The organism is Maribacter halichondriae (assembly GCF_027474825.1).
GTDB classification, from domain to species: Bacteria; Bacteroidota; Bacteroidia; order Flavobacteriales; family Flavobacteriaceae; genus Meishania; species Meishania halichondriae.
In genome coordinates, this window is sequence record NZ_CP107030.1 from 3,705,598 (window position 1) to 3,727,146 (window position 21,549).

18 protein-coding genes and 3 pseudogenes are annotated in these 21,549 nt (G+C 42.3%); 3 read left to right on the top strand and 18 right to left on the bottom strand.

Annotated features, from left to right (window positions below):
• Nucleotides 1-175: 175 nt before the first annotated feature.
• From dapB to udk, 7 genes and pseudogenes are all read right to left on the bottom strand, one after another.
• A pseudogene (dapB, locus tag N8A86_RS17340) lies at nt 176-876 on the bottom strand (4-hydroxy-tetrahydrodipicolinate reductase).
• Nucleotides 877-878: 2 nt separating this feature from the next.
• On the bottom strand, nt 879-1,370 hold the full coding sequence (locus N8A86_RS17345; protein ID WP_337251654.1) for a DUF5683 domain-containing protein: 492 nt from the start codon (nt 1,368-1,370) through the stop codon (nt 879-881).
• The gene (locus tag N8A86_RS21745; RefSeq protein ID WP_337251655.1) at nt 1,363-1,491 is read right to left on the bottom strand and encodes a hypothetical protein; all 129 of its coding nucleotides are present in this window, start codon (nt 1,489-1,491) and stop codon (nt 1,363-1,365) included. The genes N8A86_RS17345 and N8A86_RS21745 overlap by 8 nt, the downstream gene beginning before the upstream one ends.
• Nucleotides 1,492-1,536: 45 nt before the next feature.
• Nucleotides 1,537-2,440 (bottom strand): annotated as a pseudogene (locus tag N8A86_RS17350) (ParB/RepB/Spo0J family partition protein).
• Nucleotide 2,441: 1 nt separating this feature from the next.
• On the bottom strand, nt 2,442-3,215 hold the full coding sequence (locus N8A86_RS17355; protein WP_273566519.1) for a ParA family protein: 774 nt from the start codon (nt 3,213-3,215) through the stop codon (nt 2,442-2,444).
• A 211-nt stretch (nt 3,216-3,426) separates the two neighbouring features.
• Nucleotides 3,427-3,759 (bottom strand): FtsB family cell division protein, encoded by a 333-nt coding sequence (locus tag N8A86_RS17360; protein WP_273566520.1) that lies wholly within the window; start codon nt 3,757-3,759, stop codon nt 3,427-3,429.
• Nucleotides 3,760-3,765: 6 nt separating this feature from the next.
• The gene (udk, locus tag N8A86_RS17365; protein ID WP_273566521.1) at nt 3,766-4,374 is read right to left on the bottom strand and encodes a uridine kinase; all 609 of its coding nucleotides are present in this window, start codon (nt 4,372-4,374) and stop codon (nt 3,766-3,768) included.
• A 224-nt stretch (nt 4,375-4,598) separates the two neighbouring features.
• Between udk and N8A86_RS17370 the strand changes: the two genes are divergently transcribed.
• Nucleotides 4,599-5,813 (top strand): multidrug effflux MFS transporter, encoded by a 1,215-nt coding sequence (locus tag N8A86_RS17370; RefSeq protein WP_273566522.1) that lies wholly within the window; start codon nt 4,599-4,601, stop codon nt 5,811-5,813.
• A gap of 52 nt (nt 5,814-5,865) precedes the next feature.
• On the opposite strand, the gene N8A86_RS17375 is transcribed toward N8A86_RS17370, so the two are convergent.
• From N8A86_RS17375 to nagB, 9 genes and pseudogenes are all read right to left on the bottom strand, one after another.
• Nucleotides 5,866-6,243 carry a hypothetical protein gene (locus tag N8A86_RS17375; RefSeq protein ID WP_273566523.1) on the bottom strand — a complete coding sequence of 126 codons (378 nt, stop codon included), beginning with the start codon at nt 6,241-6,243 and terminating at the stop codon, nt 5,866-5,868.
• Nucleotides 6,244-6,272: 29 nt separating this feature from the next.
• Nucleotides 6,273-8,180 (bottom strand): acetate--CoA ligase, encoded by a 1,908-nt coding sequence (gene acs, locus N8A86_RS17380; protein ID WP_273566524.1) that lies wholly within the window; start codon nt 8,178-8,180, stop codon nt 6,273-6,275.
• 96 nt (nt 8,181-8,276) lie between these two features.
• Nucleotides 8,277-9,989, bottom strand: a complete 1,713-nt coding sequence (locus N8A86_RS17385; RefSeq protein WP_273566525.1) for a sodium:solute symporter family protein — start codon at nt 9,987-9,989, stop codon at nt 8,277-8,279.
• A 24-nt stretch (nt 9,990-10,013) separates the two neighbouring features.
• Nucleotides 10,014-10,304, bottom strand: coding sequence for a DUF4212 domain-containing protein (locus N8A86_RS17390; RefSeq protein ID WP_273566526.1), 291 nt, complete (start codon nt 10,302-10,304; stop codon nt 10,014-10,016).
• 25 nt (nt 10,305-10,329) lie between these two features.
• A pseudogene (locus N8A86_RS17395) lies at nt 10,330-11,405 on the bottom strand (anhydro-N-acetylmuramic acid kinase).
• The gene (locus N8A86_RS17400; protein ID WP_273566527.1) at nt 11,402-12,973 is read right to left on the bottom strand and encodes a glycoside hydrolase family 3 protein; all 1,572 of its coding nucleotides are present in this window, start codon (nt 12,971-12,973) and stop codon (nt 11,402-11,404) included. The pseudogene N8A86_RS17395 and the gene N8A86_RS17400 overlap by 4 nt, the downstream one beginning before the upstream one ends.
• Nucleotides 12,957-14,141, bottom strand: coding sequence for an MFS transporter (locus tag N8A86_RS17405; RefSeq protein ID WP_430682165.1), 1,185 nt, complete (start codon nt 14,139-14,141; stop codon nt 12,957-12,959). The genes N8A86_RS17400 and N8A86_RS17405 overlap by 17 nt, the downstream gene beginning before the upstream one ends.
• Before the next feature lie 96 nt (nt 14,142-14,237).
• Nucleotides 14,238-15,749, bottom strand: coding sequence for a glycoside hydrolase family 10-like protein (locus N8A86_RS17410; protein WP_273566528.1), 1,512 nt, complete (start codon nt 15,747-15,749; stop codon nt 14,238-14,240).
• A gap of 122 nt (nt 15,750-15,871) precedes the next feature.
• On the bottom strand, nt 15,872-17,803 hold the full coding sequence (gene nagB, locus N8A86_RS17415; RefSeq protein ID WP_430682208.1) for a glucosamine-6-phosphate deaminase: 1,932 nt from the start codon (nt 17,801-17,803) through the stop codon (nt 15,872-15,874).
• 203 nt (nt 17,804-18,006) lie between these two features.
• On the opposite strand from nagB, the gene N8A86_RS17420 reads away from it, so the two are divergent.
• Nucleotides 18,007-18,756 carry a DeoR/GlpR family DNA-binding transcription regulator gene (locus N8A86_RS17420; RefSeq protein WP_273566530.1) on the top strand — a complete coding sequence of 250 codons (750 nt, stop codon included), beginning with the start codon at nt 18,007-18,009 and terminating at the stop codon, nt 18,754-18,756.
• A 125-nt stretch (nt 18,757-18,881) separates the two neighbouring features.
• Entirely contained in the window at nt 18,882-19,691 is an 810-nt protein-coding gene (gene murQ / locus N8A86_RS17425; protein ID WP_273566531.1) for an N-acetylmuramic acid 6-phosphate etherase, read from the top strand.
• A 1-nt stretch (nt 19,692) separates the two neighbouring features.
• Here murQ and N8A86_RS17430 read toward each other — a convergent pair whose 3' ends face one another.
• Both N8A86_RS17430 and N8A86_RS17435 read right to left on the bottom strand, forming a co-directional pair.
• The gene (locus tag N8A86_RS17430; protein WP_273566532.1) at nt 19,693-20,094 is read right to left on the bottom strand and encodes a c-type cytochrome; all 402 of its coding nucleotides are present in this window, start codon (nt 20,092-20,094) and stop codon (nt 19,693-19,695) included.
• A gap of 228 nt (nt 20,095-20,322) precedes the next feature.
• Nucleotides 20,323-21,444 carry a PQQ-dependent sugar dehydrogenase gene (locus tag N8A86_RS17435; protein WP_273566533.1) on the bottom strand — a complete coding sequence of 374 codons (1,122 nt, stop codon included), beginning with the start codon at nt 21,442-21,444 and terminating at the stop codon, nt 20,323-20,325.
• Nucleotides 21,445-21,549: the final 105 nt, after the last annotated feature.

The window sequence follows — 21,549 nt, forward strand, 5'->3', positions numbered from 1 at the left end:
TTATGGTTTATATGTTGTTTGTGGTTTGGTGTTTTACTTAAGTTAAAAAGTAAATGAGTTAAATGAATTTGATTCAGAATATTCTTTCCAATAGTATTGTTCACTGCCTACTGCAACTGTAAACTGCCTACTAACTTTTCAATTAAGCGTTTTTCAATAGAACATATTGTACACGTTAACCAAGGTTTAACACATCTTTCATTGTAAATACCCCTTTTTTGCCAATAATCCACTCGGCCGCTGTAATCGCTCCCAAGGCAAATCCCTCACGGTTATGAGCGATATGTTTTATTTCAATTTGGTCTACCGTACTGTCGTATGAAATACGGTGTGTTCCCGGAACCGAACCCATTCTTTTAGAAACAATCGGGATTTCATTTTCCTCGGCATGATCGAGTTTCCAGGAATCATACTCCGAATTTTTGATTATGCCTTCCGCCAAGGTAATGGCCGTGCCACTAGGTGCATCTAATTTTTGGGTATGGTGAATTTCTTCCATGGAAACCGAATACTGCTTTAGGTGTTGCATCATTTTAGCGAGCTTTTTGTTTAGCTCAAAAAAGATATTTACGCCCAGACTGAAATTCGACGCATATATAAAAGCTCCCCCTTTTCCTCGCAGATTGAAACAGCTCTGTCATACTCGTTAAGCCATCCAGTGGTACCACAGATTACCGGAATGCCATGTTCCATACAGGCACTTATATTGGCAAAGGCGGAATCAGGGGTGCTGAAATCTATGGCGACATCCATGTCGTCGAACTTCACCTCCTTGGTATCCACATCGATACGGGCGGCGATGGTATGCCCTCTCTCTTGGGCCAACATCTCAATCATTTTCCCCATCTTTCCATATCCGAACAAACCTATTCTCATCCTTAAAATTTTATTAGAAAGGCCAGACCATAACTTGGGCTGTTGTTAACTGGGTTCAAATCGAGGTAAGGCCGCATATCCAAACTCAAATCATCATCTATATTGAATTGTTTTAGGTGGGCATCCACATTCGCATCTACCACATTTAGGGCGTACATGGCAATCGTTACCAATAGCGCCAAGTCGCGATCCCTTTGAAAACGTTCCTGCGCATCTTGTAGTGCATCGGTCGATAGATCGGGTGTATCTGGAATTTCGCCGCCAGGATTTCGAGCATCCCAGAACTCATCATCCGTAAAACCGGCCTGTCTTCTTTTGAATGCCGAACGGTAATCGTTGTATTTCCCATCGTTCCATAAATATGCATAAACCCCTGTGCCAATGACCGCATATACGATAGGCACTTTCCAATATCTTTTGTTGTAAACTTGCCCCAGTCCCGGTAGGATTGCAGAATAGAAAGCGGCCTTACTCGGAGCCAATGGATTAATCACTTTTTTCTACTAGCAGCGAATCTTGAAATCGAATACCTTCATTTTCAAGATCAGTCTGAAGCGAATCGACTTCTTGGTTTTGTTCCGGTTTTTTGGTAACCTCCTTCTTTTCCTGAGCCATGGCCGATATAGCAAAAAGAAGAAAAAAACGAATATGAATAGGTTTTTACCCACCTATGATCATTTTTTTGATGCGTTGGAATTCTTCGGGCGAATTAAATGGAATAGCAATTTTACCTTTGCCTTTCCCAGAGGTACTTATTGCGACCTTCACTTCTAAATGATCGGTCAACTCGCGAATCGCTTTCTTGGCAAAATCGGGAGTGCTTGTTTTCGCACTTTTCGTAGTAGTGGTCGTTCCACGGTGATGATAATTCTTGACGGCTTGTTCGGTGTCGCGTACCGAAAGATTTTCACCAACAATTTTCTCATAAAGTTCGATTTGATCCTCTTTTGAATCAATATTGACCAACGCCCTGCCGTGACCCATACTTACAAACCCGTCTCGTATTCCGGTTTGAATGATGGGATCTAACCTTAACAATCGCATATAATTGGCTATGGTAGAACGCTTTTTTGCCTACGCGGTCACTCAATTTTTCTTGTGTCAATTTGATCTCGTCGATCAAACGCTGGTACGATAATGCAATTTCAATGGGATCTAGGTCTTGGCGTTGGATATTCTCTACCAAGGCCATTTCTAGAGATTCTTGGTCATTGGCAATACGGATGTACGCGGGAATAGTTTCTAGGCCAACTAACTTCGAAGCCCTATAACGTCTTTCACCAGATACCAATTGATAAGTATTGAAATCTAGTTTACGCACGGTGATGGGTTGAATAACACCCAATTCCTTTATGGAGGTCGCTAATTCTTGGAGTGCCTCATCATTGAAGTTGGAACGAGGCTGAAAAGGATTTACCTCTATGGCATCGATATCCAGTTCTACTATATTTCCAACAACCTTGTCGGCATTTTTGTCAGAGGCGGAATTTATATCGTTCTCAGGGTCTTTCAACAATGCGGAAAGCCCCCTGCCCAGTGCTTGTTTTCGTGTTGCCTTAGCCATCCTATACGGTTTGCTTGTTTTTCTGAACGACTTCGTTCGCCATGTTGAGGTAGTTGGTGGCACCTTTACTGGTTGAATCGTACTTAATGATACTCTCCCCATAGCTTGGGGCCTCGCTCAACCTTACGTTACGCTGTATTATCGTATCGAAGACCATATCTCCGAAATGTTTACGCACTTCTTCGACCACTTGGTTTGAAAGTCGCAATCGCGAATCGTACATGGTCAAAAGCATGCCCTCGATATCCAAATCGGGATTATGGATTTTCTGGATACTTTTTATGGTATTGAGCAATTTTCCCAAACCTTCCAACGCAAAATATTCGCATTGAATCGGAATAATTACCGAGTCGGCGGCGGTAAGGGCGTTTAAGGTCAGAAGACCCAATGAAGGGGCACAGTCGATTAGAATATAATCATAGGTGTTCTTGAGCTCTGAAATGGCCTCTTTCATCATATATTCCCTACGATCCTTGTCGACCAATTCGATTTCTATGGCCACTAAGTCAATATGGGAAGGAATCAAATCAACATTGGGGGATGAGGTCTGTATTATGGTCTCAGATGCACTTTTGGAATGTTCTACCACCTGATAGGTACCCATTTCAACACTATCGACATCTATACCCAACCCTGAAGTGGCATTAGCCTGTGGATCTGCATCTATCAACAGCACTTTCTTTTCCAACACACCTAAGGAGGCTGCCAAATTAACCGTTGTAGTTGTTTTTCCGACCCCGCCCTTCTGATTTGCGATAGCAATAATCTTGCCCATTATCCTCATACGTTAGGGGGTAAAAATACGATTATTTACGATGCAAGGGAAACCATTTTGTTAACACAAAGTGAATAACTTAGTGTTCTGGCGTTAAAGTTTGTTAAGAGGAAAAAGTTCAAGTGGAAGTCAAAAAAATGGTTGAGGAGTTAATAGGTTTAGAAGTTTATGAAATTACTCAGCGACTTCGCTCTGCTACTGCCAACTGCCACTAATCTTTCTCCTTAAGTTTCAAGCTGTCCTCATATTCGATAAGGTAAATTTCCTCGTTCTTCCTTTTCAGATAATATTCTTCTCTGGCAAATTTTTCGAGCTCATATTCATCGGAGAGTTTTTCGATGATCAGTTTATCCTTGGCGATTTCTTCCCGCAGGAATTCCTGTTGCTTTTCAAGGGTATTTATCTGTTTGCGCAGTTCTAGGTGTATTAGTAGAGAATTGGTGTCGAAAAAAACCATCCAAACGACAAAAGCAGTCAATACCAATACGTAGACGTTGGTAATGAGGCCGAACCACTTTTTCTTTTTTAGATTCTTGAATCCCATATGTTTTTAGGACAGTTTTTCGTTAATGATGGTCCGTACAATATCAACTGCGACCGTGTTGTATTTATTGTTCGGAATAATGATATCGGCATATTCTTTTGTGGGCTCGATAAACTGTTCGTGCATGGGTTTTATGTTGTTCTGGTACTTGTCCAAGGTTTCATCCAAGTTCCACCCGCGCTCGTTCACATCTCGTTTTAACCTGCGGATAAGTCGCTCGTCGGAATCGGCATGCACATATATCTTTATATCCATCATATCACGGATTCTGGCATTGGTCAAAATGAGGATGCCCTCAACGATCATCACTTTGCTCGGATGTATGAGAATGGACTCTTTCGTTCGATTGCATTCCAAAAAAGAATAGACAGGTTGTTCTATTGATTTTCCTTCACGCAAAAGGCCCAAATGTTCTTCCAATAATTCAAAGTCAATGGATTTCGGATGGTCGAAATTCGTCTCTCGTCTTTCTTCCAAAGTGAGATGCGAAAGATCATTGTAATAGGAATCTTGGGAAATCACACCTACCTCTCCAGGAGGCATTTCGTTAATGATCTGGTTGACCACCGTTGTCTTTCCGCAGCCCGTGCCTCCAGCAATTCCTATAATCAACATTTTGGACAAATTTTTATCAAAAGTACATATTCTCTGAAAGAATCTAGACCGCTTCGCTGCAAGAAACAAGAACCAAGACTTTTTTGTCATCAAAAGAAAAGCGGTCTTGTTTCTAGGCTCTTGTTTCTTGATACTAGACCGGAGTAGTCAATCATAATTCAAAAGGGAAAAAATAATCCAACAATTCCATTTTAGTTGCCGATCCCTATAACTACTTTTGCCGGATGCAAAACCAAAATGCAAAACCGAATTTTGAATTTGTTGCCTTAATGGCCGCTTTGATGTCCATTGTCGCCTTGGCCATCGATGCGATTCTGCCTGCCATTTCGCAAATAGGGATCTCCATAAACAGTCTCGACCCGACTGACAATCAATTGTTGATTACCATGATTTTTTTGGGTCTCGGAGTAGGGCAGTTATTTTTTGGGCCTTTGTCGGATAGTTTTGGCAGAAAACCGATTGTCTATTCCGGTTTTATTTTGTTTGTTGTCGCGAGCGTCATCTGTGTGCTTGCCCCATCTTTGGAAATTATGGTCGGTGGGCGCATTCTTCAGGGCATTGCACTTTCTGCCCCACGAACCATGGCAATATCTATTATCAGGGACACGTATAAAGGAGATTATATGGCCAGGGTCATGTCTTTTGTGACGGCCTTTTTTATTCTGATTCCCGTAGTGGCGCCTGCCATTGGAAAATGGATTTTGGATGGTTTTGGATGGGAGGGTATTTTTTACATGCAATTATTTTTCGCCCTTCTGGTTGGAATTTGGTTTTGGAGACGACAGGTTGAAACCCTTAAACCGGAATATAAGGTTCCGTTTTCGGGAAGTGTTTTCGTCAAGGGGCTTATTGAATTTTTAAAACATAGGGAAACCGTAGCGTTCACATTTATTTCAGGATTTGTTACCGGAGCTTTTTTGGTCTATCTAAGCGCATCGCAACATGTCTTTGAAGATCAATATGGACTGCCGGAGCAATTCCCCTATATTTTTGCTGGACTTGCCATTTCCATTGGGCTTTCCACCTTTTTGAACGGTACCTTGGTCTTGCGGTTCGGAATGCGAAGACTCTCCTTTATGGCATTGGTTGCCTTTTGCTTGATTGCACTTTTATACGTTGGTATTTTTTGGAATAAACCTAATCCTAGTGTTCTTATTTTAACTGCATTTCTCTCCGTTCAATTCTTTTGTCTGGGATTCTTATGGGGAAATTTTCGTTCGATTGCCATGGAGCCCATAGGTCATATCGCAGGTATCGGGGCGGCCATAAACGGATTCGTCTCAACTGTTCTAGCAGTGCCCATCGCCAATTATATCGGAAGTTTTGTACAAGATACGGTTTGGCCCCTTTTTGTGGGATTGTCCATTTGCGGGTTGATTTCGCTGGTGATTTTTTTCGCTTTTGGCAAACGGAATGCTTTTGTGAGGGAGTTGCGTTAATTTCGAGCGTCACATCGACCAATCGATTATCGAAGAAATAACACTTCCTAATTTAGTGTCTTTTGGATCTAATTTTAGGATTAAGTTTTTCCTCGAGGAAGATTTCAAAAGCTGCGACCCAATGTTTATCGTTTACGTCTTTAACATTAAGTAATATCACTTTTGATTTTTTATTGCCAACCATTTTAGACATTTCAAAATCTTCATTTTCAGTATTGTCTCGAATATGCTCCAATGCCCTTTTTCGGCTATTTGTCAGATGTCTTCCTACTTTAATTACCTCATTGTCAAAAAGGAAAATGTAAACACCTGGATTGTAAATAAAATCTACTTTTGAAGCGGCTAAATCTTCAAGGTATTCCTCTATAATCACAAACTTTTGAGATATAGATTTAAACTCAGTTTCAAAAGTGTTAATTATTTCTCGCAAGGGTCGTTCGATTTTTTCATAAAATCTATCTAAAGCGCATTATCCATAATCTCCTTGACCACTTCAGGATTTAAAAGTGTACTTGTGTCGCCCAAATTTGAAGTATCCTTAGAAGCAATTTTTCGAAGTATACGCCTCATGATCTTTCCACTTCGTGTTTTGGGTAGGCCTGATACGAACTGAATTTTATCCAGTTTGGCGATAGGTCCAATTTGTTCGGTAATCTGTTGGTTGATTTCTTTTCTTAGGTTATCACGGTCGCGTGATTCGCCAACTTCCTTTAGAATTACATATCCGTATAGTGCATTTCCTTTGACATCGTGCGGGAAACCAACGATTGCACTTTCAGCAACTGCTGGGTGCTCGTTGATGGAATCTTCGATCGGTGCAGTTCCTAAATTATGTCCTGAGACTATTATAACATCATCGACACGACCTGTAATTCGATAGTAACCCACGGCATCGCGTAAGGCACCATCCCCTGTAAAATACATTCCTTTATAAGCGGAAAAATAAGTGTCGCGATACCGGTCATGGTTGCCCCAAATGGTTCGTGCAATCGAGGGCCATGGAAACTTGATACAAAGTCTTCCTGAGACTTGGTTGCCTTTGATTTCGTTTCCTTCTTCGTCCATCAAAGCGGGTTGGACACCGATAAAGGGTAAGGTTGCGTAGGTCGGAGTAGTGGGGGTTACATACGGAATCGGGGTTATCATGATTCCTCCAGTTTCAGTTTGCCACCAGGTATCTATTATTGGACTTTGGCGTTTCCCCACATTATTATTGTACCAATGCCACGCTTCTTCATTAATAGGTTCGCCTACGGAGCCAATTACTTTCAGACTTGACAAATCGTGTTTTTCCACAAAATCCAAACTTTCTTTTGCAAGGGCGCGGATGGCTGTCGGAGCGGTATAAAACTGATTGACTTTATGTTTTGCGACGACTTCCCAAAATCGTCCGTAATCCGGGTAGGAGGGAACGCCTTCGAACATTACAGTGGTTGCGCCGTTCGCCAACGGACCGTAAACGATATAGGAATGACCGGTAATCCAACCGATATCGGCGGTGCACCAATAGACATCATCCTCTTTGTATTGAAATGCATTTTTAAAAGTGTAAGCCGTGTAGACCATATATCCGCCGATGCTATGGACCATTCCTTTTGGCTTTCCGGTAGACCCTGAGGTGTACAGAATAAAAAGTGGATCCTCGGCATCCATAATTTCGGCGACCAAATCGGCATAAGAATCATCGAGCAAAGGCTGTAACCAGTGATCTCGCCCTTCCTTCATTTTAACATCACTATTGATACGTTTGGTGACCAGAACATTTTCAACCCCGGGGCAATCTTCCAAGGCCTTGTCTACAATTCCTTTTAAATCAATAGATTTTGCACCACGATACGATCCATCTGAAGTAATGACCATCTTGCAATCCGAGTCGTTGATACGGGTCGAAAGTGCATTGGCGGAAAAACCTGCAAAGACTACGGAGTGGATAGCCCCAATTCTTGCACAGGCCAATAGCGATACCGCCAGTTCGGGAATCATGGGCAGGTAAATACAAACGCGATCTCCTTTTTTTACACCTTTGTCCAATAATACATTGGCGAGTCGGCATACGCGTTCATGCAATTGGCGATAGGTAATATGTTCGGCTTCTTCTTTCGGGTCGTTAGGTTCAAAAAGTATAGCCGTTTTATTTCCACGGGTCGGTAAATGCCGATCCAAGCAGTTTTCAGTAATATTAACTTTGGCACCTTCGAACCATTTGATCTCGGGTTTTGAGAAATCCCAGCTCAGTACATTGTCCCACTTTTTGCGCCAAACAAAGTGTTCTTCGGCGATTTCCTCCCAAAAGGCCTCGGGATTGCGAACCGATTTACGATAAACTTGATAATATTCCTCTAGGTGTTTGATGTGGTAATTGCTCATGAATCTAAGTTAATAGGTAATTGAGTTAAGAGTTATTGGCGCTTAATGTGCTGGAGGCCTAAAATTAATGAAAATCCTTGTATTTTAGAACAGCCGTCAATGCCCGGTAGCCTCTTTTGCACCACTCGGAATTCGAATATCCTCCACGATTTCCTGAACGTTTTCAGGTGGGGTGGGAGTGAATTGCATGATAACTATGGATACGATAAAATTGACCAACATGGCCACACTTCCGAAGCCTTCGGGAGAAATACCGAACCACCAATCTTTTTCCAACCCGGGTAGGGCCTCTTTTCCTCCGTCAAAAATTCCGAATTTGAATTTCAACATATAGAAGAGCATGAGGGAGATTCCGACGACCATGCCGGCAATGGCCCCTTCCTTGTTCATTTTTTTATAGAAAATTCCCAGAACAATAGCTGGAAAAAATGAAGCCGCGGCCAGACCAAATGCCAATGCTACGACCGCAGCCACAAATCCAGGGGGATTGATTCCGAAATATCCAGCGATTATGACCGCAACCGTTGCAGCCCCTCTAGCCACCCAAAGTTCCCCTTTGTCCGAAATAGTGGGCACAAAAACTTTCTTGATAAGATCATGTGAAACAGAGGAGGAAATGACCAAAAGTAATCCGGCGGCGGTAGACAGTGCAGCGGCCAAACCGCCAGCGGCAACAAGGGCAATTACCCAAGCTGGAAGATCGGCAATCTCTGGGTTGGCCAACACCATAATATCATTGTCAATGGTCAATTCATTGACTTGCTTATTGGCTACGTACTGAATCTTGCCGTCATTGTTTTTGTCATCAAAAGTTAAAAGTCCAGTCGTTTCCCAGTTCTTGAACCATTCGGGCATTTTTGCATACTCTTGGTTACTCACTGTATTTATCAGGTTGGTCTTTGCAAAAACCGCTACTGCAGGGGCGGTAGTATATAGAATCGCAATAAACAACAAAGCCAATCCTGCCGATTTGCGGGCATCCTTGACACGTTTAACCGTAAAAAATCGAACAATGACATGTGGTAGTCCCGCTGTTCCGACCATCAGAGCCAAGGTAATCATGAAAACATCGGTCATTGACTTTTTACCATCTGTATATTCAGCAAAGCCAAGCTCGGTTGAGAGGCCGTTGAGTTTATCCAAAAGATAGATGCCAGAGCCGTCATTTAATTGCGATCCCATTCCCAATTGCGGAATCGGGTTCCCCGTCATTTGGATGGAAATAAAAATCGCTGGCACCATAAAGGCAAAAATCAATACACAATATTGGGCGACTTGGGTATAAGTGATACCTTTCATACCGCCTAAAACGGCATAGAAGAGTACGATTACCATGCCGATTATGACCCCAGTATTGATATCGACCTCCAAAAATCTGGAGAACACGACACCCACACCGCGCATTTGTCCTGCGACATAGGTAAAGGATACAATCAAGGCACAGATTACGGCCACGATTCGAGCCGTATCGGAATAATAGCGATCTCCAATGAAATCGGGTACGGTGAATTTCCCGAATTTCCGAAGATAAGGGGCGAGCAATAAGGCCAATAAGACATAGCCTCCCGTCCAGCCCATTAAGTAGACCGAACCGTCATACCCCATAAAAGATATAAGTCCGGCCATCGATATAAATGAGGCTGCGGACATCCAGTCCGCCGCCGTCGCCAAGCCATTGGCCAAGGGAGAGACCCCTCCGCCCGCTACATAAAATTCCTTGGTAGACCCGGCTCTTGACCAAATGGCAATACCGATGTAGATGGCGAAAGTGATTCCTACTAAAAGATACGTCCAGGTTTGAACATCCATAATTTTTGAGCTTTGGTTGGTGGTTTATTCGTTGTAGCCGTATTTTTTATCCAACTTGTTCATCAGGCGTACATATACGAATATCAAGATAACGAAGACATAAATAGCCCCTTGTTGGGCGAACCAAAAGCCCAATTCAAAGCCACCTATCTTAATCTCATTCAAGGCATCCTTGAAAAGAATTCCTGCACCATAGGAGACAATAAACCAAATCGCCAGAAGAATAAGGAGATAGCGTACATTTTCTTTCCAGTAGGCGGTGGCTTTTTTTGTTTCTCTGACATCTTCGAATTGGTGTTGATTTATTGAACTCACTAATATAGCGATTTGCTTCAGATTTTTAGTTGGGCAAAAAAATCACCCCGCTCGAGGAATCCCGTTTTGCTCCAGTGACAGAACTCGGAACATTTATTTTTTGTTCTAATCGCAAAACACCCATCAATGCAAAAACCAAAGCTTCCTTAAACTCGATCAATTGTTTTTCAATTACGACCACTTGGGCTACATCGCCCAATTTGTCCTTTAAAGTTTCAATCAGAAAGTCGTTCAAAGCGCCACCTCCTGTTACGAATAGGGTATTTTCAGGTTTTTCGGGATTGTTTTTTATTTGGATGGCAACCTGCTCGCAAATATGATGAATACTGGTACATAACAGGTTTTCCATGGAATCATTAGTGCTCTCAACAATCGGAACCACTTCTTCAACAAACCATTCATACCCGATGGATTTTGGAATTGGGAGTTTATAATATTCCAAAGCATTCAACTTTTCAAGCATTGCGGAATTCACTTTTCCACTTCGAGCCAATTGTCCGCCTTCGTCATAATCCAAACCATTTTTTCGCGTGATATGATTTAAGATCATATTGGCCAAACCAATATCGTAGGCAATACGCCGACCATCTTTCTCAAAAGAGACATTACTAATACCGCCTAAGTTCAAACAGAAATCATATTGACCAAAAAACAGTTGGTCCCCAATTGGAACTAGGGAGCTCCTTGTCCACTGAGCGCGACATCGTTGGTGCGAAAATCACAGACTACTTTTTGTCCGCTTGCATTGGCCAAATGCTGCCCAGAACCGATTTGAAAGGTCAGTCCGTTTTCGGGTTGATGGTGTGTGGTATGGCCATGGCTGGCGATGGCATCAACTTCTAGGCTGTTTTCTTCGATAAAATTTTTAGCCTGTTCCCCCAGCCAAGTACCGTAGGTATTATGAAAAATCAGGAGTTCATCGGCGGCAAGAAAAATGGAATTCTTTAATTTTTCCTGCATTTCTTGGGAATAGGAAATACTTTTTGTTTCCTTGATTTCAAATTTCCACGTAGTTTCCTCTTGCCAGATATGGCAATAGGCAAGGTCCAGGCCATCTAAGGATGTGCCGGACATGAGGCCTAAAATTTTATGCATTTTCATATTCCTTGAATGGTTACAGGCAATTTCCCTTTCGCTTCTAAATTACCCAAAAAATGTTCCGCCGCAACTTCTTGAAAAACCTCAAAATTCTGATAAGCAATGACCACGGCCTTTGCGTTTGAAATATCAATATGATTCAAAACATATGGATTCCCGAAGAGATGAAGCACTACATTTTTCGTTTTTAAAAGCGCATTAATTTGAGCAATTTCAACATCTGAAAAACCAAAATTATTCGTTGGTTTTACCTGGGGCGGAAAGAGTGCTAAAAGGATATTTTCTTCACTTTTCAAAGAGTTATCCTCTAAAATATAATTATTAAACTTTTTATACTCTTTGATTTTATTAAAAAAATGATTTTCAATACGATGTGAATTTTTTATTCCGACAAAATCATTCGATAAAAATTCTGAAATACCTTCCTTTGTTCCTTTATTCAATGTCATGCTTTCTTCGGCAAGATTGCGATTAAGTGCCAAACTACTTTGCAACCTTGAACTTTGAACCTTGAAGGCTTTTTCCTTGAGCCTCCAAACCCTTTCAAAACTTTCTTCAATTTGTGCTTGGGAAGCATTCTTTAAGATTGATTCAACTCCCTCTCCGGTATGTTCCGCAAAACACAAAACATCATTTCCGGCATCAAAGGCGAGCCATTCCAATTTTCCTTTTTCGGGATAATCTTTTGAAACCGCATGCATGTTCAAGGCATCGGAAATGATTGCGCCTTCAAATCCCATTTCCTTTCGCAAAATACCTTTGATAATATCCTTTGAAATGCTCGAAGAAATTTTTACTCCATTTGCCAACGCCGGAACGGATAAATGCCCTACCATGACCGAATCCACACCTTCGTCAATCAATTTTTTAAAAGGATAAAGTTCATTTTCGATTAGTTCCTTTTTCGACTTATCAATCAATGGAAGCCCCAAATGCGAATCCGTCGCCGTATCGCCGTGCCCCGGAAAGTGTTTGATACTGGTCAACACACCTTCACTTTGCGTTCCTTTTACAAAAGCGATTGCTTTTTCGGCAACCGTTTCCCGGTCTTCCCCAAACGAACGGTACCCAATAACGGGATTGTTCGGATTGTTATTGATATCGGCGACAGGGGCCAAGTTCCAATGAATCCCTGCGGCCTTGCAGTCCCTTGCAATATTCCTTCCTACCTCAAAAATCAAATCGTTATCGTTTTGAATCGCCCCCAAAGTAATTGCGTAAGGATATTGTGGTGTATTTTCTATGCGCATGGCCAAACCCCATTCGGCATCGATGGCGATCAACAAAGGATATTTTGCAACGGCCTGATAACGTTTTATTAGTGATTTGAGGGTTTCAAAACTATTTTCATTGTAGATTACTTTTTTCTTGCCTTCATAGTTCGTGGCGGCACTTGCCCTTGAATGGAAAAAGCAGAGTCCCCCAACACCCTGTTCCCGGATCAATTTTTCTAATTGAAGAATTTCTTCTTCAGAATCATTGATAAAGGCGGCGGGCATAAAAAGTTGACCCACTTTTTCGCGTAGTGATAGCTCTTCTTTTGTGTGGCTATAATCAAGCACTTTGTTCATCTTTTTCTTTGGCTTTCCCGAAATCAGCTGGGTATTTAATGAATTTTAGAAGAAAAAACGCAGGCAGGGCGGCCAACACGACCCAAATGAAAAATCCGGCATAGCCCAACCATTCCTGCATAAAACCGCTGATTAGGCCTGGTAGCATCATGCCTAGGGCCATAAACCCCGTTGCTAACGCATAGTGCGAGGTTTTTGATTTTCCTTCGGCGATATAAATCAGATACACCATAAAACCCGCGATGCCGAAACCGTAGCCGAATTGTTCCACAATTACGGTTCCCGTGACAGCGAATGCGCTTGTAGTGCCTGTAAGTGCAAGTAATGCATAAAGTGCATTTGGCGCGTTGAGGGCAATGAGCATGGGTAACATCCATTTTTTTAGTCCATGGCGGGAGATTAAGATTCCTCCTAAAATACCACCGACCGTCAAAAATATGACTCCAATCGTACCATAAATTGTTCCGACTTCGGATGTGGAATACCCCAATCCGCCAACTGATGTTGGATCGAGCAGAAAAGGGGATGCCATTTTTACCAGCTGCGATTCACCTAATCTAAAAAACAATATGAATGCAATCGCCATACCCATGCCCGGTTTTTTGAAGAAGGAAACAAAAACCTCAAAAAACCCTTTCGGTTTGTCAAGGACTATAGCTTTTGAACCTTCAAATTTTGGTGCCACGAAAAAATTGGTCATGGTAAACAACAACATCAGCGCACCTGCACAGATCATGGTATACGACCACGCTTTGGTATTATCGCCGTAATATGTTTCCAGATAACCGGCCAAGATGACCAAAAGGCCCTGCCCCGTAACATTGGCGAGTTTATAAAAAACACTTCGCATACCTACGAAAAAGGATTGTTTGTCCTCAGTAAGTCCGATCATGTAGTACCCGTCGGTGGCGATATCATTGGTCGCCGATGCGAAAGCGACCATCCAGAAACAGGCCAAGCTGGTTACGAAAAAGACGTTGGTGGGCAATGTAAAGCCTATCGCCAAAAGAGCCGCCGAGGCCAACAGTTGCATCCATAAAAACCAATTACGTTTGGTACTTTTCAAATCAACAAATGGACTCCAAAGCGGCTTTATGACCCAAGGAATATAGAGCAAACTGGTATAGAGGCCTATATCTTCATTGCTGATGCCTAATTTTTTATACATGATAACCGATACGGTCACGACCAGTGCGTAGGGAAGTCCCTGAGCAAAATAGAGCGTCGGTACCCAGGCCCAGGCCCATTTGTTTTTTTGATCATATCAGTTGGTTTGATTTAAATGTAAGATTTTCGGTTCACTTTCGTGTCCATACCTATCAATAAAAATAAGGGCAATATATTTTCTTTTTCGGATGATTTCTTCAGGAATTTTCAAGGAAGTCATATCGTCTACCGGAATTTTCGATACCAATTTTTTGATGGGATAATTCCCCTTGGATTTCTTCCCAGAAGGATAAATGGTTATAAAACGATAATTAGTTAAATCATTAAAATTCAATACAATAGAATTATCTATCTTTTGTAAAGATTTAAATTCAAGTTTTGATGGGGAATCTATTTTTACATAGGATGAAATAGGGGGTAGGGCCTCTCTTTTATAATATCTTTTTCTCAGGCGTTTGACGACATCATCATTATTTTGCATCAAACTTTTGGCACTAAAAAAAACATTGCCCTGAACCGCTTGTTTGTTTCTAGCATAGGTCAATTGAGTAGGAAGTTCTTTTTTATTGTCCCATGCCTTGTCGCTATTGTTCCGGATTTTATAGGGTCCGTTGCCGATGTATAGATTTGTATTCGTTGAATTATCGGCCCACCAATCCACTATTTTTCGATGAGAGGCCACCGGAAGCTTCATGCTCCAATACACCTGCGGTACTAGATAATCCAGCCATCCTTCTTTCATCCACAATAAAGGGTCGGCATATAAATTTTCATAAGTTGTTTGTCCCGCTCTCGTATCGGAACCTTTGGGGTCGGTCGAATTATTTTTCCAAACCCCGAAAGGACTTACCCCAAATTGTACCCAAGGTTTACGTGCTTTGATGGTCTCGTAGCTATTTTTTATTAGGGAATCCATGTTGGAGCGTCGCCAATCTTCCAATGATTGATTTTGAAGTTTGTGGTAGTCGTAGGTCAAAGAATCCCGAAAAACTTCATCTTTGATGGTGTACGGATAGAAATAATCATCAAAATGGATGGCATCCACATCGTAATTGGAAACGATCTCATCAATGACCGAAACCATTCGTTGCCGTACTTCGGGAAGACCCGGGTTGTAATAATACTTCTTTCCATATTTCAATACCCATTCAGGATGCAGGTTGAAGTCATGGGTAGGACTCAATATCTCTGTCTTTAAGTCAAAGGTTGCCCGATAGGGATTGAGCCAGGCATGAAATTCCATTCCTCGGTTATGGGCTTCGTCAATCATCCAATTTAAAACACTCTCTTCAGTATTGGGTGCTTTTCCTTCTTCTCCGGTCAAAAATCGGGACCATGGTGCATATTTCGAATCGTAAAACGCATCTCCTGCCGTTCGGATTTGCACGATGGTCGCATTGAAATTCAAATCCTCATAAAAATCCAATATTTCGAGATAGTCAGCTTTTTGCTTTTCGATTACATCGTTCCCGTTTTTGGGCCAGTCGATATTTACCACCGTAGCCACCCAAAAACCTCGAAACTCCCGCTCAGGTTGGGGGATGGGTTTGAAGATGCTACATGAAGAGGCTGAGATTAGAATAAAAAGAAGAAGTACAGTTCTTGGCATTTTTGATTGAGGTATGTAGCGCAAAAAGAGCGAATTGTCATTCCGAGGCAGGAAGAATCTCTTGCATAGTGGCGAGTGGGATTCCTCCTGACTCGGAATGACAAATATAAAACTATCCTTTCCTAATCGAACTTATGCCTAACAAATGCCTCCATAGCAGCATAGTCCGAAAGTCCTAGAGCTCTATAACGTTCAGCGGTATCTTTGTTTCGTTCTTCGGCGCGCATCCAAAATTCTCGTGAATCATCACCTTGAAACATCACTCCGTCTTTTTGGCTTTGGTGGGCAAAAATGGCATTACGTTTCTTGAGCACCTGTCCCGGGCTCATCGGTACGGCCATTTCGATTTCGTTGATGTCCCACTCATGCCAAGCGCCACGATATAGCCATAGCCAACAATCTTTCATGAAATCTTTTTGTTTCAGGCGCTTCATTGCCTCAAAAACGGCATCGAGACAAACCTTGTGCGTACCATGCGGATCCGCAAGATCTCCGGCAGCATAGATTTGATGCGGTTTTACCTTGTCTATAATACTCACCATAACTTCAATATCTTCTTCCGACAGGCTTTTTTTCTTGATCGTACCCGTCTCATAAAAAGGAAGGTCTAAAAAGTGAACCTTGGTATCGTCAAGCCCAAGATAACGGGCGGCAGCATATGATTCACCCCGCCGAATGTTGCCCTTCAACCTTCTGACTTCGACTGAATCGAAACTACTTTCACTCTTTGACTTAATAGAGTCGATAATGGTCTGAACCTCTTCGGATGCACAGATTCTTTTGGATATTTCGGCATAACGTAGGGCATCGGTGTCCGAAACGGCAATGTTACCCGATGTCTGATAGGCAACATGCACGTCATGGCCTTGTTCGACCAATCTGTCGAAAGTACCTCCCATTGAAATAACATCATCATCCGGGTGTGGACTAAAAATGATTACTCTCTTTCTTGTGGGTTCAGCCCTTTCCGGCCTGTTGGTATCATCGGCATTGGGTTTGCCACCTGGCCAACCTGTGATTGTGTGCTGAAGCCTATTGAACATTTTGATGTTCAGGTCATATGAATCTTGGGCCGACAACAAACCTGACATACCGTTATCATTATAATCTTTATCGGTCAAACTTAGTATTGACTTTTTGGTTTCTCCGCAAAGCCAGACCATGGCCTTGGCGGTTAGGTTTTCATCCCACTCCAAAGATTCATCGACCAACCAAGGTGTCTTATTTCGTGTCAATTCACTTCCCGCTCCAGTATCCAAAACAAAGGTGCAATTCTTGTGGTTCTGCAGATAAGTGGCGGGTACTTGAGAAGAAATCTCGCCTTCAACTGTTTTTTTGATGATATCGGCCTTATTTTGGCCCCATCCTAATAAAACGATCCTCTTGGCACTCATTACCGTTGCGATGCCCATTGTAATGGCCTTTCTGGGTACATTGTCGATGCCCAAAAATGCGGGGGCAGCATCGACTCGGGTAATATGGTCCAAGGTAATAACGCGAGTTCCTGAGTTGTAGTGAGACCCTGGTTCGTTAAAACCGACGTGTCCGGTTCTACCAATACCCAATAGCTGAAAGTCGAGTCCACCGAACTTTTTGATTACCTTTTCATAAGCTAAGCAGTAATCAATAACGAATTCGCTAGCAACCGTCCCATCTGGAATATGGATATTTTCCCTGGGAATATCAATATGGTTGAACAAATGTTCGTGCATGAAATACCAATAACTCTGCCGGTTATCTTTTTCCATAGGTAGATATTCGTCGAGGTTGAAGGTGACAACGTTCGAAAAACTAAGTTCCTCTTCATGGTGCATTCTGACCAGCTCTTCATAGACCCGAATGGGGGATGATCCCGTGGCAAGCCCCAAAACACAGTTTTTTTTCGCTTCTTGTTTTTTGCGGATTAGTGCAGCAATTTCTTGCGCCACTTTTATGGAAGCCTCGTTGGAATCGTCAAAAATGACATTGTGGATTTTCTCGAACCGAGTTTCCTCAAATTGCCCGACTGGTTTAAAACTAATATCGATACCCGTTTTTTTAGCTTTTGGTTTCATCGTCAAAGGTGCTATCATGATTTTTTAAATGAAAATTTAATACTGCAAATGTAGGCAATAAAATTTAATTTTGCCGTTTTTTGCATTTTAATATGCCGTTTTTTGCTTTTTTAATAATATTTTGCTTTTAAAACTGTACAAAACGGCATTTCGGATTTATTGTTTATCTTTGTTTTCTTTAGAAGATATTTAAGTTTTTGACTATGTTAAAGGAGGAACGGCAACAGACTATTTTAAGTGAAGTTGAACTGCACAATCGGATTTTATTGACCGATATTGCCGAAACCTTGGATGTCTCAATCGACACCATCAGAAGGGACGTTAAGGAACTAGATGCGGAGAACAAATTGCGAAAGGTACACGGAGGGGCGATTTCTTTGGGTTTCACAACCAATAGTGCCCGTAACAATAATGTTTACAGGCTTGAAGAAAAAACAACGATTGCTGAAAAGGCTTTGGCGCTCTTAAAAGATGGTGCTGTTATCTTTATCGATGGCGGAACAACTTGTTTGGAACTGGCCCGGCTAGTTCCGACCGATATAGATCTTACCTGTTTTACGCATAGTCTTCCAGTGGCCATGGAACTTTCCAATAAACAAAACGTTACCGTAATCTTTGTTGGAGGACAAATATCAAGGGAAGCTCAGACTTCAATAGGTGCCAATGCCATTCACAATCTGGCTGAAATCAGGGTCGATTTTGGTTTTATAGGTACGGGATATGTCGATTCCCTATATGGCCTGACCGAATTCGATTGGGACATCGTTCAGGTAAAAAAAGCGGTTATAAAATCGGCCAAAAAAACGGTACTTTTATCCATCTCTGAAAAGCTCAACTCACAACATCGGTATAAGACGTGTGATATAAATGCTATAAATACAATGATTACGGAATTAGAACCTGAAGACAGTCTTTTAAACTCCTTTAGAAATAACGATATTCGACTGCTATAATTATCTAAAAAATCCATAGCGAACTTTGCGATTTTCTTCGCGCACTTTGCGGTTAGCTTTACCGCAAAGGGCGCAAAGGTTTGACGCCAAGTTCACAAAGAACAATGGAATCAACTAAAACTTTTATGGACTATAAAAAAATTACCGAAACCCCATCCAATCATGACAATTTAGAACACTTGGATACATTGTCCATCCTCCAAAAAATGAACGAGGAGGATAAAAAAGTGGCCGATGCAGTTGCCGAGGTAATTCCTCAAATCACAAAGTTGGTCGATGCTTTGGCAGAGCGATTCGAAAAAGGAGGTCGTTTGTTCTATATCGGGGCAGGTACGAGTGGAAGGCTTGGTATTTTAGATGCCTCTGAAATCCCCCCGACCTACGGAATGCCTCATGAAAGGGTAGTGGGACTTATAGCGGGTGGAGACCAAGCTATTCGTAAATCGGTAGAACATGCGGAGGATGATACCCAACAGGCCTGGAAAGATTTGAAGGTTCATGGTATTACCAATATTGATGTGCTCGTTGGCATTGCCGCCTCTGGAACCACCCCTTATGTTTTAGGTGGAATTGCCGATGCCAAGAAAAATGGGGTGCTAACAGCGGGAATTACGAATAACCCAGGTTCACCGCTGGCAAAAGCCACAGATATTCCGATAGAAATGAACGTAGGGCCTGAATTTGTTACGGGTAGTACGCGTATGAAAAGTGGGACATCCCAAAAATTGGCCTTGAATATGATTTCTACTGCCTTAATGATTAAAATCGGACGTGTCAAAGGCAACAAGATGGTGAATATGCAATTGAGCAATAACAAACTTGTGGATAGGGGTGTGCGTTATGTATCAGAAGGTTTAGGCATCGAATACGCTGAAGCCGAAAAACTACTGGAAAAGCACGGCTCCGTCAAGGCGGCACTGGATGCAGGCGTCTAGTCTACTTTTGAATAACTTCCACCTCATCGACCGTCACCATTTCATCTGAAGAATTCCCCCAAGAATTTAAGATATAGTTTATCACGTCTGCGATTTCTTCATCTTCCAATCCGGGGTCTGGCATGGCACTGTTATAAGTGACTCCGTTGACCATGATTTCTATCTGCTGTCCGTATTTTACGCCGCGAATACTGGCCTCACGATTTTTCATTAAGTAATCTGATTTCGCCAAGGGAGGAAAAGTGCCCATAACCCCTTCACCTTTTTCGAGATGGCAGGTGACACAGAAATCCGCATAGATTTCGCTACCGCGTTGCACGCTTTCTTCGAGGGCTGGGTCTTGGAAGAGATGCGCCGAAAGACCAAGAATGGTTAGAAAATATATTGTGCAGAATGTTTTCATGTATTGTATTTTTTGAAGTTCCCTTCCTAATTCTAGGAAGGGTGGGCTGCATTAGCGGGCCAGGGTGGTTAAGCCCAAGCCATAGGTTTACAGGAAACTTAACTTTTGCGCCTAAGGCTTGCGCTTTCAACTCCTCCGTCCTTTTCTCCGCCAAAGGCGGATTAAGTCCACCTCCCCTCGCACTTCGACTACGCTCAGCACAGGTTTGAGGAGAGGAGCTTTTGAGATTTAGCTTTTAGGTATGAGCTTATAAATCCCTTTTCCTTCAACAGCAACGTATATGAGTCCATCAGGTCCTTGTCTTACATCGCGTACACGGCCCAAATCTCCCATTAGTTTTTCTCTTTTAACTACCTTATTCCCGTCTAAAACAAGTCGTTCCAAATATTGAAAAGCAAGCGACCCTACCAATAGACTTCCTTTGTATCCCTCATATTTATCGGAGGTTACAAAGGCCATACCACTTGGTGCGATACTAGGTACCCAATAATGTATCGGCTGCTCCATACCATCCAATTCGGTCTTGTCGGTAATAGGGGTGCCACTATAATTGATTCCGTATGTGATGACAGGCCATCCGAAATTAGCACCCTTCTTTACCACGTTGATCTCGTCACCCCCACGTGGCCCATGTTCGTTGTTCCAAATCGCCCCTGTGTCGGGGTGTTTCGCCAATCCTTGCGGATTTCGGTGGCCATAGCTGAAAATTGCGGTTTTCGCTCCTTCTTTATCAACAAATGGGTTGTCTTGAGGAATGCTTCCATCATCGTTGATGCGATAAATTTTGCCTCCGTCGCGCGTTACATCCTGCGGATTTTCATCTCGATTCCCACGGTCTCCGACGGAAAAATAAAGATGCCCTTGGTTATCAAAAACAATGCGGGACCCGAAGTGCTGTCCTTTTGTAGTATTCGGTGAAGCTTTGTATAGTAATTGATTATCAGTCAGTGCATTATCTTTTAGTTTAGCACGTATAACGGCTGTATTGCCGCCTTTTTCATCACCTTCCGAGGAGGAGTAGGTAAAATAGATCCATCCGTTGTTTTCATAATCGGGGTGGGCGACCACGTCGAGAAACCCGCCTTGACCTCGGGTATAGACTTCCGGTATGTTGGAAATTTCCGTCTTATTTCCATCCTTGAAATGGATTAACTGCCCTGATTTTTCGGTGATTAGCATCCCCCCATCTGGTAAGAAGGTCATACCCCACGGAATGGGTAGTTCATCGATCAGTAATTCAGCCGAAAAAGGTATATTTTCAGGTGTATCTACTTGATTTATAGCGTCTTGTGCACAAGAGAGGTTGAACGACACAACGAATAAACAAAAATAAACGATACTTTTTTTCATAATTTGACGTTAAAACAAAGCATATAAGGTATGCAATAGCGCATAAAGATAAATAGAAAAATATAAGTTTAAACTTTTACCCCAAAGAATATACCGATCCCCAAA

Coding starts and splice junctions, on each gene's coding strand:
- N8A86_RS17430 (WP_273566532.1), bottom strand. CDS start 20,094: ATGAAAACATTCTGCACAATATATTTTCTAACCATTCTTGGTCTTTCG.
- N8A86_RS17405 (WP_430682165.1), bottom strand. CDS start 14,141: ATGTATAAAAAATTAGGCATCAGCAATGAAGATATAGGCCTCTATACC.
- N8A86_RS21745 (WP_337251655.1), bottom strand. CDS start 1,491: ATGGCTCAGGAAAAGAAGGAGGTTACCAAAAAACCGGAACAAAACCAA.
- udk (WP_273566521.1), bottom strand. CDS start 4,374: ATGTTGATTATAGGAATTGCTGGAGGCACGGGCTGCGGAAAGACAACG.
- N8A86_RS17420 (WP_273566530.1), top strand. CDS start 18,007: ATGTTAAAGGAGGAACGGCAACAGACTATTTTAAGTGAAGTTGAACTG.
- N8A86_RS17360 (WP_273566520.1), bottom strand. CDS start 3,759: ATGGGATTCAAGAATCTAAAAAAGAAAAAGTGGTTCGGCCTCATTACC.
- nagB (WP_430682208.1), bottom strand. CDS start 17,803: ATGAAACCAAAAGCTAAAAAAACGGGTATCGATATTAGTTTTAAACCA.
- N8A86_RS17385 (WP_273566525.1), bottom strand. CDS start 9,989: ATGGATGTTCAAACCTGGACGTATCTTTTAGTAGGAATCACTTTCGCC.
- N8A86_RS17435 (WP_273566533.1), bottom strand. CDS start 21,444: ATGAAAAAAAGTATCGTTTATTTTTGTTTATTCGTTGTGTCGTTCAAC.
- N8A86_RS17370 (WP_273566522.1), top strand. CDS start 4,599: ATGCAAAACCAAAATGCAAAACCGAATTTTGAATTTGTTGCCTTAATG.
- acs (WP_273566524.1), bottom strand. CDS start 8,180: ATGAGCAATTACCACATCAAACACCTAGAGGAATATTATCAAGTTTAT.
- N8A86_RS17355 (WP_273566519.1), bottom strand. CDS start 3,215: ATGGGCAAGATTATTGCTATCGCAAATCAGAAGGGCGGGGTCGGAAAA.
- N8A86_RS17400 (WP_273566527.1), bottom strand. CDS start 12,973: ATGAACAAAGTGCTTGATTATAGCCACACAAAAGAAGAGCTATCACTA.
- N8A86_RS17410 (WP_273566528.1), bottom strand. CDS start 15,749: ATGCCAAGAACTGTACTTCTTCTTTTTATTCTAATCTCAGCCTCTTCA.
- murQ (WP_273566531.1), top strand. CDS start 18,882: ATGGACTATAAAAAAATTACCGAAACCCCATCCAATCATGACAATTTA.